Below are 13,605 nucleotides of genomic sequence, written 5' to 3' on the forward strand. Positions count from 1 at the left end.
CCGCCCTGGAGGGTGAGTCGGCGCAGCGAGTCGTGCCGGTGTACGTGCAGGCTCAGCTCGGTGGTGCCGCGCACCGCGAACTCGGTCAGCCGGGGGAGGTGGACCAGGACCGGGTCGCCGCCGTCGTGCTCGGGGACATGCGGGAGACCTTCTCCGTGCAGTGCCCCGACCCCATCAAGCGCGCGCTCCTGGAGGTGGCGCCGGACCTGACCGGGCTGCGCTCCCTCTTCTACTGCGACGTCACCTTCGATCAGGTCGAGGTCTCGTGGGTCGAACTGGGCGACATGGCCCCGGTCCTGGACGCCCTCCCCCGGCTGACCGAGTTCGCGGTGCGCGGCACCACCGAGCTGAGCCTGCACGTACACCGGCACGACTCGCTGCGCCGACTCACCCTCCAGGGCGGAGGACTGCCCGCCGAGCTCACCCGCGAGATCGTCTCGTCCGGGCTGCCGAACCTGGAGCACCTGGAACTGTGGCTGGGAGTGGAGGAGTACGGGGGCGGCACCGCCCCGGAGGACCTCGCCCCGGTCCTGTCCGGCGAGGCCTTCCCCGCGCTGCGCTCGCTGGGCCTGCGCAACGCCGAGCACACCGACGACTGGGTCGCGGTCCTGGCAGAGGCGTCCGTCACCCCCCGCCTGCACACCCTGGACCTGTCCCTGGGGACCCTCACCGACAAGGGCGCCCGGACCCTTGTCGGGGCCGCGCCGGCCTTCGCGCACCTGAAACGGCTCGACCTGCACCACCACTACCTGTCCGAGGTCATGCAGGAGCGCGTCCGGTCCGTCTTCGCCGGGGCCGGCGTGGACGTGGACCTGTCCGAACGCGAGGTCGGCAGCGACTGGGAGGACGAGGACTTCGACTACGACTCGGCCGGTTTCTACACAGCCGTCAGCGAGTAGGGCCCGCGCCGTCCATCGTGTCGCCCCGTGCTGCTAGATATGTTCCTGCCCGAAACCCCGAGGTAGGAGCCCCCTGTGCCGAACAGCCACCACGTCACCGAGTTCGCGGGTCTGCCCGTGGTCGAGTTCCCCGCGGTCGACACCGAGGAGGGCGGCAGCGCCTACACCGAGGATCCGCCCCAGTCCCCCGAGGCGCTGGCCGCCGCGGTCGCCGGCCCCGGCTCGGTGGCGTGGCGGCTGCGCGTGTCGTCGGTCTACCCGGCCGAGGACTTCCGGGACTACTTCGCCCGCTTCCTCGCGGCCGTGGACACCGGCCGGATCCGAGCCCTGATCGTCGGCGGCTGGGGCGACTTCGAGGAGGAGCCGCCCTCGACCGTCCCGCGCGACGCGCTCATCGCCGACGCCGACGCGTTCCCCGAACTGCGTGCGCTGTTCTTCGGCGAGATCCTCCAGGAGGAGTACGAGATCTCCTGGATCCACCAGAGCGACCTGGCCCCCCTGGTGGCGGCGTTCCCCCTGCTGGAGGAACTGACCGTGCGCGGCACCGGCGACCCCTACCTGGGCGACGGCAAGCTGGAGATGGCCCTGGCCGAGCACACCGGCCTGCGGACCCTGGTCCTGCAGACCGGCGGCCTGCCCGGCCAGGTCGCGCGCGAGGTAGCCGCCTCGCCGCTGCCCTCCCTGGAGAACCTCGAACTGTGGCTGGGCGTGGAGGGCTACCGGGGTGACACCACCCCGGACGACCTGGCGCGCGTGCTCTCCGGCGAGGCCTTCCCCGAGCTGCGGTACCTGGGCCTGCGCAACGCCGAGGACGTGGACGGGTGGATCCCAGTCCTGGCCCAGGCACCCGTCCTGGCCTCCCTGGACGTCCTGGACCTGTCCCTGGGCATCCTCACCGACAAGGGCGGACGGGCCCTGATCGACTCCGCGTCCGCGTTCGCGGGGCTGCGCCGCCTGGACCTGCACCACCACTACATGTCAGAGGACGTGCGGGCGCGGCTCCGCGCCGCCCTGCCCGGCGTGGAGGTGGACCTGTCCGAGCCGCGGGAGCCGTACACCCGCGGGGGCGGCGAACCGTACTACTACACCGCGGTCGCGGAGTGAGCCCCGGACGCCCCCTGGTCGTGGTGGGGGTCCCCGGCCACCGGCGTCTGGAGCTGTTCGGCGCCGCGGCCGGGGCCCTCGGCCTGCCCGGACCGGTGGTCGTGCCGTGGCGGGCGCTGGCCGCCGGGCCGGTGGAGCTGCCGGAGGGCGCACTGGTCCGGGTGGACTCCCCGGGCGGCGACGCCGAGACCGAGCGCCTGCTGCGGGGCTGGGAGAGCGTCCCCGACCCGTACCGGGCCGAGGGCACCGGCGACCGGCACGCCGGGTTCCGGGCCGCGCTGGACCGGCTCGCCGAGGCGGTGCGCGCCACGCCGGGCGCGGCCCTGCTCCAAGAGCCCGCCGACCTGGTGGACATGTGCGACAAGCGGCGCTGCCACGCCCGCCTGGCGGCGGCCGGGGTGCCGGTGCCGCCCGCCCTGCCCGGGCAGGTCACCGGCTACGCTTCGCTGCGCGCGGCGATGGAGGCCCACCGCTGGCCGAGGGTGTTCGTCAAGCCCGCGCACGGCTCCTCGGCCTCCGGCGTGGTGGCGCTGGCCACCGCCTCGGGCGGACGGGTCCGCGCGGTCACCTCGGCCGACCTGGTCCGGGGCGCCGACGGCTCCGTGGAGCTGTACAACAGTCTGCGGCTGCGCACCTACACCCGCGAGGAGGACGTCACGGCGGTGGTGGACGCCCTGGCCCCCGACCACCTGCACGTGGAGCGGTGGGTGCCCAAGGCGGGGTTCGCGGGCAAGGCGGTGGACCTGCGCGTGGTGGTGGTCGCTGGCCGGGCCACCCACTTCGTGGTGCGCTCCTCGTCCTCGCCCATGACCAACCTGCACCTGGGCAACGCCCGGGGCGACCTGGCGGCCCTGCGGGAGTCGGTGGGCCCCCGAGCCTGGGAGCGGGCGACGGCCACGGCCGAGGCCGCCGCCGCGTGCTTCCCGCGCACCCTGCACGCCGGGGTGGACCTGCTCGCCTCCCCGGGGTGGCGGGAGTTCGCCGTGTGCGAGGTCAACGCCTTCGGCGACCTGCTCCCCGGCGTCCTGCACGAGGGCCGCGACACCTACGCCGAGCAGCTCCACGCCCTGGCCGCCGGCCGTTTCCCCGTCCCCGAACCCGAGAGCGCATGAACAGCACCGCACCCGACATGAACGCCGTGGTGGGCACGCACGACATCCTGCTGCTCACCCTGGACACCCTGCGCCACGACGTGGCCGACGAGCTGGCCGAGGCGGGCCGCACCCCGAACCTGGCCCGGCTGCTGCCGGGCGGGCGGTGGGAGCGCTGCCGGGGACCCCGGCAGCGCGTCCACCGCGCCCGGCACCTGGACCTTCGAGGAGCCAGACCTGGCCTCGGGGCTGGCCCGGGCCGGATACCACACGGCCTGCGTGGGGGGCACGGGCTTCTTCAACCGGCGGTCGGCGGTGGGCTCGGTCATCCCGGACATGTTCGCCGAGAGCCACTGGGAGGAGTCCTTCGGCGTGACCGACCCCCGGTCCTTCGAGCACCAGGTGGCGTGCGCGGCCCGGATCGCCGGGGAGCGCCCCGCGGACCAGCCCCTGTTCCTGCTGCTCAACGCTTCGGCGCTGCACCAGCCCAACTGGTTCCACCTGCCCGGAGCCGTCCGGGAGGACGGCGACACCAGGGAGAGCCACGCCGCGGCCCTGGAGTACGTGGACCGGCACCTGCCGCCGCTGCTGGCCGCGATGTCGGCCCGCCGCCCCTGCTTCGCGATCGTGTGCTCCGACCACGGCACCGCCTACGGGGAGGACGGCTACAGCGGCCACCGGATCGGCCACGAGACCGTGTGGACGGTCCCCTACGTCCACGCGTTCCTGCCTCGGGGACGCACCACCCCCGCCGACGCACAGGAGGCGACCGCGTGAGCACCGACCTGACACCGCGCCCCGAACCGGTGCGCGCCGACTCCCCCTACCAGTCCTACGTCTACGCCTACCCGCACAAGAGCGCCTACCGGCCCTTCACCGAGCGCCCCGCCCTCGCCGACCTGTGGCGCGGCGAGGACGTCGGCGCGCTGTCGCTGTACGCGCACATCCCGTTCTGCGAGATGCGCTGCGGGTTCTGCAACCTGTTCACCCGCTCCACTCCCCCCGCCGAGCAGGTCACCGCCTACCTGGACGCGCTGGAGCGGCAGGCGGACGCGGTGGCCGGCGCGCTGCCGGAGGGCGCCGCCTTCGCCCGTGCGGCACTGGGCGGCGGCACCCCCACCTACCTGACCGCCGATGAGCTCACCCGGGTCTACGACCTCACCGAGCGCGCGTTCGGGGTGGACCTGTCCGCGATCCCGGTGTCGGTGGAGACCTCCCCGGCCACGGCCACGCCCGACCGGCTGGCGGTGCTCGACGCGCGCGGCGCCACCCGGATCAGCATGGGCGTGCAGAGCTTCCTGGACCCCGAGGCGCACGCGGCCGGTCGTCCGCAGAAGCGCGCCGAGGTGGACCGCGCGCTGGCCGCGATCCGCGAGCACGCCTCGGCCGACCTCAACCTCGACCTCATCTACGGCATCGACCGCCAGGACACCCGCACCTGGGCCTACTCCCTGGACACTGCGCTGGAGTGGGAGCCCGAGGAGGTCTACCTGTACCCGCTGTACGTGCGCCCGCTCACCGGACTGGGCCGCCGCGCCCGCGCGTGGGACGACCACCGGCTGGGCCTGTACCGGCAGGGCCGCGACCACCTGCGCGAACGCGGCTACGAGCAGGTGTCCATGCGCATGTTCCGGCGGTCGGACGCCCCGCGGGCGCGGACACCGGACCACTCCTGCCAGACAGACGGCATGGTGGGGCTGGGCTGCGGGGCCCGGTCCTACACCTGGGCCGCGCACTACTCCTTCGACTACGCGGTGGGCGTGGGGCGGGTGCGGTCGATCATCGCCGACTACACGGGCCGCGACCGAGCGGACTTCGGACGGGCCGAGGTGGGGTTGCGCATGGACGAAGGCGAGCGGCGCCGACGCCACCTGCTCCAGTCGCTGCTGCTCGCGGAGGGGATGGACACCGCCGCCTACGCCGACCGGTTCGGCTCCCGCCCCGAGGAGGACTTCGCCGCGACCCTGGCGGTGCTCGACGGGCGGGGCTGGCTGGAGCGGGACGGCGCACCGGACCTGCTGCGACTGTCCCCTGAGGGGCTCGCGCACTCCGACGCGGTGGGGCCGACGTTCTTCTCCGCCCGGGTGGCGGCCCTGATGGCCGACTACGAGGCCCGGTGAGCGCGGTGACCCCCTCCTCCCCGGTCCGGGCCCGCGCGCTTCCGCCGCACCTGACCCTGCTCTACCGCGGCCCGCTGGCCAGCTGCGACTACGACTGCCCGTACTGCCCCTTCGCCAAGCGGCGCGACAACCGCGAGACGCTGCGCGCCGACCGCGCCGCGCTGGAGCGGTTCACCGGCTGGGTGTCCGCGCTGGAGTCGGAGCACCCCGGCACCCGGGTCTCGGTGCTGTTCACCCCGTGGGGCGAGGGACTGGTGCGGTCCTGGTACCGGACCGCGATCACCCGGCTCAGCCACCTGCCGCACGTGGAGCGGGTGGCCATCCAGACCAACCTGAGCGGCCGCCTGGGCTGGCTGGCCGACTGCGACACCGGCACCGCCGCGCTGTGGACCACCTACCACCCCGGCCAGGTGGCCCATGAGCGCTTCCTGGCCAAGGCTCGCGAGCTGGACGGGATGGGGGTGCGGTTCAGCGTCGGCGTGGTCGGCCAGCCGGAGCACCTGGCGGCGGCCCGGCGGATGCGCGCCGATCTGCCCGAGCGGGTGTACCTGTGGGTGAACGCCGCCGAGGGGCGCGCCTACACCGACGCCGAGGCGGAACGGTGGCAGGCTTTGGACCCCCACTTCCACTACAGCCGCAGACCCCACCCCAGCCGGGGCCTGCCCTGCCGTACCGGTGACACTGTGCTGTCCGTGGACGGCGACGGCGACGTGCGCCGGTGCCACTTCGTGGACGCTCCGATGGGCAACCTCTACGACGGCTCGTTCGCGGCCGGGCTCGGCCCCCGCCCGTGCCCGCTGACAAGCTGCGACTGCCACATCGGTTACGTCCACCTGGAGTCCCTGGACCTGTACGACGTGTTCCGGGGCGGGGTGGTGGAACGTGTCCCCGCGGCCTTCGGCTCCCCGCTCCCGCTCGTGTGAGACGGGTCAAAACCGCTTCGCAACGCCACCGGGAACAGACATAATGCCCACCATGGTCTTTCCCCGGGTTATCGCGACCGATCTCGACGGCACACTCCTGGACGCGGGAGGCCTGGTCTCCGAACGCAACCGGCGGGCGCTGGTCGCCGCCGCGGAGGCGGGCGTCAAGGTGGTGGTCTCCACCGCTCGTCCGCCGCGGACCACCCAGCACATCGCCGAGCAGCTCCCCTGCGCCGCCGTGCTCTGCGGCAACGGCTCGCTGGCCCACGTGCCCGGCGACGAACCGCTGGTGCGCGCGATCTCCCCGGAGACCGCGCGCTCGGTGGTCGAGAAGATCAACGCGGAGCTGTCCGGGATCGGCTACGGCATCGAGACCGGCACCGACTTCTTCCACGACGCCGACTACCACCGGGAGCCGTGGCTGTCCGGCGAGTGGGTGCGCGAGGTGCTGGAGGACACCGAGACCCTGCTCAGGAGGGCCGCCCCGATCACCAAGCTGCTCGTGCGCTCCCGCGACATGCCGGTGGAGGAGCTGCACGAGACGGCCGCGGCGGCGGTCGGGGCGCTGGCGGAGGTGACCTACTCGGGCAGCTACAGCCTGCTGGAGCTGAGCGCGCCGGGCGTGAACAAGGGCAGCACCCTCGCGATGGTCTGCGAGCGGTGGGGGGTGGCCGCCGAGGAGGTGGTGGCCTTCGGCGACATGCCCAACGACCTGGCCGCCCTGTCCTGGGCGGGCGGGGGGCACGCCATGGCCAGCGGGCACCCGGACCTGCTCGACCCGGCGCTGGGGCTGCGGGTGGCCCCGCCCGCCAACGAGGACGGTGTGGGACGGGTGGTCGAGCAGCTCCTGGCAGAGCGGTGAAAACGCCTGGACCGCCGCCGGGCGCGTCTCCTAGGGTCGCCCCACACGCACCCGGAGGAGGGCCCGCCGTTGCCGCACCCAACCCAGATCGTCTCGTCCCTGGCCGACCCCGACCGCCTGGAGCTCTACGCCCGGGTGGTCGGCGCGGGAGCCGGCGGGCTGCCCGCCGAGGAGGTCCGCGCGCGGGGGTCGCGGGGGCGCCGGAACCTGGCCCGGCTCGTGGAAGCGGGGCTGGTGCGTGAGAACGGCGACCGCCTGGTGTGCGTGCCGGAGGTGTTCTCCGCCGCCCTGGAGGCGCACCGGCCGGTGCGCCGGGACCCGGTGGACGCGCTGTTCCACGAGGGACGGCTGAGCGCGCTGCCCGCCAGGCGGGAGCTGCGCGCGCGGGTCTTCGCGCGCGTCACCGAACGGTTCTTCGCCCCCGGGGCGACCTACACCGAGAAGCAGGTCAACGCCGCCCTGCGGTCCTGCTGCGACGACCACTCGGCCATGCGCCGCCACCTCGTGGACGGGGGCTACCTGACCCGCGACGACGACGGCGGCGCGTACCGGGTCGCGGCCCCCTGAGCCGTCGCGGGCGCCGGGACGGGGCGGGGCGGCTCAGGCCTCCACGCCGTCCACCTGCTCGTGGTAGGTGCGTCGGGTGCGCTCGGTGTGCTCGCTCATCAGCCGCAGCGCCGCGTCCGCGTCCCGGCCCTCGATGACGTCGACGAGGGCGGAGTGCTCGTCCCAGGAGGCGGCTCCGCGGACGCGGGCGACCGGGGCGTAGTACCAGCGCACCCGCCGGTCGACCTGCGCGGCCAGCTCGGCGAGCACCCGGTTGCCCGAGGCCTCGGTGACGGTGCGGTGGAAGTCGGCGTTGGCCCGGACGACGGCGTCGGTGTCGGCGCGGTCGGTGGCCGCGCGCCCGGCGGCGACCAGGTCGCGCAGCGTCCCGATCTGCTCGGCCGAGGCGTTCCGCGCGGCCAGGCGGGCCGACTCCGTCTCCAGCAGGGCGCGCACGGCCAGGAGCTGGTCGGCCTCGCTCTCGGTGGGCGTGTGCACGAACGCGCCGTACCCGGGCCGCAGGTCCACCCACCCCTCGTTGCTGAGCCGCTGCATGGCCTCGCGGACCGGCTGGCGCGAGACGCCGAGGGTCTGGGCCAGCTCGGTCTCGACCAGGTGCTGGCCGGGCGAGAGCGACCGGTTGGTGATGAGGTCGAGGATGGCCTCGTACACGGCTTCACGCAGCGGCACGGGGCGCTGGACCCGTCCCGCGACGGCGTTCAACCCCTGTGGGGACATAGGGCGGCTCCATCCGGATGCGTGGGCTTTGTAGACAGTGTACAAAAGGCGGCGGCCGCGTGCGTCCTCACGGCAGCTCGACGAGTTCGACGCGCCCGCTCCGGCGGCCGGGCGGCACGACCGCGAGGGCGTCGGCGACGGCGGCGGCGCGCAGGTCGGCCGAGCCGGTGCCGGGCAGTTCCACCGCCAGGTCGCGGCTGACGCGCACCGGAACCAGGCGGGTGTCGGCCGGATGGGGCCGCGTCGGTCCGATGAGCCGGACCCGTCGTCCCAGATGGGCGGGGTCGCGCCGGTCCGCGCGCCCGGCGAGCACCGGAACGAGCAGGGTGAGCGCGGCGGCCAGCGCGGCGCCGGGGTTGCCGGGCAGGCCCACGACCACGGTTCCCGAGGGCAGCACGGCGAGCACCTGCGGGTGCCCCGGGCGGCAGGCCACTCCGTCGACGACCGTCCGCGCGCCGAGCGCGCCGAGCGCCGGGCGCAGGTGGTCGGCGGGCCCGGCCGAGGAGGAGCCGCAGACCGCGACGACGTCGGAGGGCCCGGACGCCTCCAGTGCGCGGGCCGTGTCCCGGCGCCGGTCGGCGACCGCCAGCGCGGGCAGGCAGCGCCCTCCGGCCCAGGCGACCAGGCCGGGGAGCAGCGGGCCGATCGCGTCGCGTACGGCGCCCGGGCGCGGCCTCCCCCGGCGCACGACCTCGTCCCCGGTGACCAGGACGCGCACCGTGGGGCGCACCACGGGCAGCGTGTCCAGGCCCAGGCTCGCGGCCAGTCCCAGGAGGGCGGGGGTGACGGGGCTGCCGCGGCGCGCGGCCAGCGCCCCGGCGGGGGTGGTCTCGCCCTTGCGGCGGATGTGCCTTCCGGTCTCGGCCGCGCCGCGCACGCGCCCGGCGGACGCCGTCGCCCGCTCCCAGGGGAGGACGGCGGTGGTGCCCGCCGGCACGACGGCGCCCGTGGCGACCTCCACCGCCTCCCCCGGGTCCAGGCGGACGACGGGGCTCCACCGCCCGGCGAGCGAGCGGCCGAGGACGGTCCAGGGGCCCTCACCGGCCACCGCGTACCCGTCCATGGCCGCGCTGTCCAGTACCGGGACGTCGACCGCCGAGACGAGGTCGGCGCCGAGGGTGGCACCGAGGGCGCCGTCGAGCGGCTCCTCGGTTATGGGTTGTCCACCCTCGGCACCGGTCGCCCACGCCAGCTCCCTTGCCTTGGTCCAGGGCAGCGGTGCGCGTGGGCGGCTTTTCCGGTGAAGAAGCGGAGAAGTTTCCGGGGCAACCGGGTCGGGCATTCCTTCTCTCCCTGCCGTCGGGTGAAGAACGCTGCCCTGAAGCATACTGTATACAGTATTTCATGAAAAGGAGTCCTCATGCGAATCGCCGCACTCGGCGCCGGAGCGATCGGCGCCTACGCGGGAGCCGCGCTGCACAGGGGCGGGGCCGACGTGCACCTCATCGCGCGCGGCGAGCACCTGCGGGCCCTGCGCGAGCGGGGAGTCCGGGTCCTCAGCCCGCGCGGGGACTTCGACGCGCACCCCCACGCCACCGACGACCCCACCGGGGTCGGACCCGTGGACGCCGTCTTCCTCGGCCTGAAGACCCAGCACTACGCGGCCTGCGGTCCGCTGCTGCGCCCCCTGATGGGCCCCTCCACCATGGTCGTCGCCGCCCAGAACGGCATCCCCTGGTGGTACTTCCACGGGATCGAGGGGCCCCTGGCCGGGCACCGGATCGAGAGCGTGGACCCCGGCGGCGCGGTCGGCCGGACGATCCCGGTCGAGCGCGCCGTGGGCTGCGTGGTCTACGCGGCCACCGAGATCGCCGGGCCCGGGGTGATCCGGCACATCGAGGGGACCCGGTTCTCCATCGGCGAACCGGACCGCTCCCCCTCCCGGCGCTGCCGCGACCTCCAGGCCGCGATGGAGGCGGGCGGGCTCAAGTGCCCGATAGAGCGGGACCTGCGCGAGGAGATCTGGGTGAAGCCGATGGGCAGCGTCGTCTTCAACCCGCTGAGCGCGCTGAGCCGCTCCACCATGGCGCAGATCTGCCGCGACCGCCCGACCAGGGACCTGGCCCGCACCATGATGGCCGAGACCCTGGACGTGGCCGCGCGGCTGGGCGTGCGCCCCGCCGTCTCCATCGACCGGCGCATGGCCGGGGCCGAGCGCACCGGCGACCACCGCACCTCGACCCTGCACGACCTGGAGCGCGGCCGCCCCATGGAACTGGACGTCATCCTGTCCGCCGTGGTGGAACTGGCCGACCTGACCGGTGCCCCCGCCCCCGCCCTCCGGGCGGCGGACGCCGTCGCGGGACTCCTCAACGCGCGGATGCTCGACGCACCCGCCCCCGCGCACGCGACACCCTCCGTCGCCGCTTAGACGTGCTGACCGCAAAGGTCCGCAGGGCCCACCCGCTCCGTCGTGATCTTGTACTTATAGCGAGGTTGGACGGCCGAGACGCGCCATAAGTACAAGATCATCGCAGGTCAGAACCCACGTGACACACCAGTAACATTTCCGGCCAGCCCACCGTTCCCCACACTCTTGACCCTTGTCCGCACGGTCTCAATACTGTATGCAGTATCCGAAAAATGCCGCCGCCCGGCGGCCCGGACGAATCCGGCCACGAACACCGAGCGAGGCCACATGCGATCCGACGCACCCCCAGCACACCTCACCCGACTCACCCAGCCCCTCGTCCGAGACGGCGGCGAGCTGCGCCCGGCCTCCTGGGAGGAGGCCCTGGACCGCGCGGCCGCCGGGTTCCGGCGCGGGGCGGCCGAGCACGGACCCAACTCCTTCGGCATGCTCTCCTGCGCCCGCGCCACCAACGAGATGAACTTCATGGCGCAGAAGTTCACCCGCGTCGTCGTCGGCACCAACAACGTCGACTCGTGCAACCGCACCTGCCACGCGCCCAGCGTCGCGGGACTGGCCGCGGCCTTCGGCTCGGGCGGGGGCACCTCCTCCTACACCGAGATCGAGGACACCGACCTCATCGTGATCTGGGGCGGCAACCCGCGCTTCGCCCACCCGATCTTCTTCCAGCACGTGCTCAAGGCCGTGCGGCGCGGGGCGCGCCTGTTCGTCGTGGACCCCCGGCGCACCCCGACCGCGGAGTGGGCCGACCGCTGGCTGGGCCTGAACGTGGGCACCGACATCCCGCTGGCGCACGCCGTCGGCCGCGAGATCCTGCACGCGGGGCTGGCCAACGACACCTTCGTCCAGCGCGCCACCACCGGCCTGGAGGAGTACCGGGCGCTGGTCGAACCGTGGACGCTGGCCGCCGCCGAGGCCGAGACCGGCGTACCCGCCGAGGCCGTCCGCGAGCTGGCGCACGCCTACGCCCGCGCCGAGCGCGCCCAGCTGTGCTGGACGCTGGGCATCACCGAGCACCACAACGCCACCGACAACGTCCGTTCACTGATCAACCTGTCCCTGCTCACCGGGCACGTGGGGCGGTACGGCTCCGGACTCAACCCGCTGCGCGGCCAGAACAACGTGCAGGGCGGCGGCGACATGGGCGCCATCCCCGACCGGCTGGTCGGGTTCCAGGACATCCTGGACGCCCGGGTTCGCGCGCCCTTCGAGGCCGCCTGGGGACGCGAGATCCAGCCCGTCAGGGGCCTGAACCTGACCCAGATGTTCGAGGCGATGGACGAGCGAGAGCTCAGGACGCTCTACGTGATCGGGGAGAACCCCGTCCAGTCCGAGCCCGAGACGCACAAGACCACCCGCCGCCTGCGCGGCCTGGACCACCTGGTCGTGCAGGACATCTTCCTGACCCGCACCGCCGAACTGGCCGACGTGGTGCTCCCGGCCAGCGCGTCCTGGTGCGAGTCCGACGGCACCTTCACCAACAGCGAACGCCGCGTGCAGCTGGTGCGCAGGGCGCTGGACCCGCCGGAGGGCGCCCGCGACGACATCGAGATCATGTGCGACCTGGCCACCCGGCTGGGCCACGACTGGGCGCGGCCCTCGGCCGAGGAGATCTGGGACGAGGTCCGCTCGCTCTCCCCCATGCACCGGGGCATGAGCTACGCGCGCCTGGCCGAGCTGCACGGCATCCAGTGGCCGTGCTACTCCGAGGACGCCGTGGAGCCGAGCTACCTGCACGCGCGGCTGTGGTCGGAGGACCCGGCCGAGCGCGGCGAACCCGCGCCGTTCGGGATCGTGGGCCACTCGCCGCCGGTGGACCTGCTGGACGAGGACTTCCCCTTCCGGCTGACCACCGGCCGGCGGCTGGACGACTACAACACCGGGGTGCAGACCAGCGGGTTCTCCTCGCCGCTGCGCCGGGGCGAACTGCTGGACCTGTCCCCCGAGGACGCGGCCGAGCTCGGCGTCGGCGACGGGGAGACGGTCCGGGTGACCTCCCGGCGGGGCTCGGTGCTGGTGCCGGTCTCGGTCACCGGGGCCATGCGGCCCGGCCTGGTGTTCATGACCTTCCACTTCCCCGATCAGGTGGACACCCAACTGCTCACCATCGACGCCACGGACCCCATCGCGGGGACCGCGGAGTACAAGGCCGCCGCCGTGCGGATCGAACGGGTGGAGCGGTCCGCCCGCCGGGCCGCCGCCGCGAGCTGAGGGAGAAGGGTAGGGCCGTGCCGTCGCCCCAGCCCCCTGCGGCGGCGGCACGGCCCGTCATGCCGGGTCAGCGCCCTGCGATCGCGGCCCGAACGCTCGGGCGCATCCTTACGCGATCTTACCGCTTACAGGGGTTGTCAACCCGAACACCGCCATCATACTGTTCTCTGTATACAGAATCCTGTGATCTGGATTACACTCGATATGAGGTGACCACGGCGTGGACCTGCGATTCCTGGACGAGACGCCCACCGCCGCCGAACGCGAGGCCGTCGAGAGCGTGCTCGGGCCGCCCGAGTCCGGCTGGGACGGCGGTACACGCCAGGACGCCGACCTGCGCTACGCGCGGGGCGGTCACTCCGCCCGCGACCGGCGCGACCTCCTCCTCCCGGCCCTGCACGCGGTGAACGACCGCGTGGGCTGGATCAGCCGCCCCGCCCTCGACCACATCTGCCGCAGGCTGACCGTCCCCCCGGCGGAGGCCTACGCCGTCGCCTCCTTCTACGCGATGTTCGCCCTGCACCGCAGGCCCCGCCGGGTCGTGCACCTGTGCACCGACATCGCCTGCGCGGCGGCCGGCTCGGACGGGATGCGCGCCCGGCTGGCCGAACGCCTCGGCCCGGCCGGCGGCCACGACGGTGAGGCGGCCTGGCACGAGAGCCCGTGCCTGGGCATGTGCGAGCGCGCGCCCGCCGCCCTGGCCCTGGAGGCGGGCGCCCCCGCCCGGTACGCCGTCGCCG

The 13,605-nt window shown here is 74.1% G+C and carries 12 protein-coding genes and 1 pseudogene; 11 read left to right on the plus strand and 2 right to left on the minus strand.

The window, feature by feature from the left end:
• The 8 genes and pseudogenes from ABD54_RS21465 to ABD54_RS21500 form a co-directional block, all read left to right on the plus strand.
• The coding region (locus ABD54_RS21465; RefSeq protein ID WP_200904169.1) for an STM4015 family protein at nucleotides 1-899 on the plus strand (899 nt) is incomplete at its 5' end.
• Nucleotides 900-974: 75 nt separating this feature from the next.
• The gene (locus ABD54_RS21470) at nucleotides 975-2,003 is read left to right on the plus strand and encodes an STM4015 family protein (protein ID WP_047871329.1); all 1,029 of its coding nucleotides are present in this window, start codon (nucleotides 975-977) and stop codon (nucleotides 2,001-2,003) included.
• The gene (locus ABD54_RS21475; protein ID WP_047871330.1) at nucleotides 2,000-3,115 is read left to right on the plus strand and encodes an STM4014 family protein; all 1,116 of its coding nucleotides are present in this window, start codon (nucleotides 2,000-2,002) and stop codon (nucleotides 3,113-3,115) included. The genes ABD54_RS21470 and ABD54_RS21475 overlap by 4 nt, the downstream gene beginning before the upstream one ends.
• Nucleotides 3,112-3,871 (plus strand): annotated as a pseudogene (locus tag ABD54_RS21480) (STM4013/SEN3800 family hydrolase). Before ABD54_RS21475 ends, ABD54_RS21480 begins: the two are co-directional and overlap by 4 nt.
• Nucleotides 3,868-5,214 carry an STM4012 family radical SAM protein gene (locus tag ABD54_RS21485; protein ID WP_047871331.1) on the plus strand — a complete coding sequence of 449 codons (1,347 nt, stop codon included), beginning with the start codon at nucleotides 3,868-3,870 and terminating at the stop codon, nucleotides 5,212-5,214. Before ABD54_RS21480 ends, ABD54_RS21485 begins: the two are co-directional and overlap by 4 nt.
• On the plus strand, nucleotides 5,211-6,137 hold the full coding sequence (locus tag ABD54_RS21490; RefSeq protein WP_047871332.1) for an STM4011 family radical SAM protein: 927 nt from the start codon (nucleotides 5,211-5,213) through the stop codon (nucleotides 6,135-6,137). Before ABD54_RS21485 ends, ABD54_RS21490 begins: the two co-directional genes overlap by 4 nt.
• Before the next feature lie 43 nt (nucleotides 6,138-6,180).
• On the plus strand, nucleotides 6,181-6,999 hold the full coding sequence (locus ABD54_RS21495) for an HAD-IIB family hydrolase (protein ID WP_047871333.1): 819 nt from the start codon (nucleotides 6,181-6,183) through the stop codon (nucleotides 6,997-6,999).
• Between the two features lie 69 nt (nucleotides 7,000-7,068).
• Nucleotides 7,069-7,566 (plus strand): DUF2087 domain-containing protein, encoded by a 498-nt coding sequence (locus ABD54_RS21500; RefSeq protein ID WP_047871334.1) that lies wholly within the window; start codon nucleotides 7,069-7,071, stop codon nucleotides 7,564-7,566.
• A 33-nt stretch (nucleotides 7,567-7,599) separates the two neighbouring features.
• Here ABD54_RS21500 and ABD54_RS21505 read toward each other — a convergent pair whose 3' ends face one another.
• Entirely contained in the window at nucleotides 7,600-8,283 is a 684-nt protein-coding gene (locus tag ABD54_RS21505) for a GntR family transcriptional regulator (RefSeq protein WP_200904170.1), read from the minus strand.
• Nucleotides 8,284-8,350: 67 nt separating this feature from the next.
• Complete coding sequence (locus ABD54_RS21510; protein ID WP_235432141.1) at nucleotides 8,351-9,565, minus strand: molybdopterin molybdotransferase MoeA; 1,215 nt, start codon at nucleotides 9,563-9,565, stop codon at nucleotides 8,351-8,353.
• A gap of 78 nt (nucleotides 9,566-9,643) precedes the next feature.
• Between ABD54_RS21510 and ABD54_RS21515 the strand changes: the two genes are divergently transcribed.
• The 3 genes from ABD54_RS21515 to ABD54_RS21525 form a co-directional block, all read left to right on the plus strand.
• Nucleotides 9,644-10,654 carry a 2-dehydropantoate 2-reductase gene (locus ABD54_RS21515; protein WP_047871336.1) on the plus strand — a complete coding sequence of 337 codons (1,011 nt, stop codon included), beginning with the start codon at nucleotides 9,644-9,646 and terminating at the stop codon, nucleotides 10,652-10,654.
• A 267-nt stretch (nucleotides 10,655-10,921) separates the two neighbouring features.
• Nucleotides 10,922-12,865 (plus strand): molybdopterin oxidoreductase family protein, encoded by a 1,944-nt coding sequence (locus tag ABD54_RS21520; RefSeq protein WP_047871337.1) that lies wholly within the window; start codon nucleotides 10,922-10,924, stop codon nucleotides 12,863-12,865.
• A 220-nt stretch (nucleotides 12,866-13,085) separates the two neighbouring features.
• A partial coding sequence (locus ABD54_RS21525) for an NAD(P)H-dependent oxidoreductase subunit E (RefSeq protein ID WP_047871338.1) occupies nucleotides 13,086-13,605 on the plus strand: 520 nt, incomplete at its 3' end.

Origin of the sequence: Nocardiopsis sp. RV163, assembly GCF_001029525.1 — a bacterium.
GTDB lineage: Bacteria > Actinomycetota > Actinomycetes > Streptosporangiales > Streptosporangiaceae > Nocardiopsis > Nocardiopsis dassonvillei.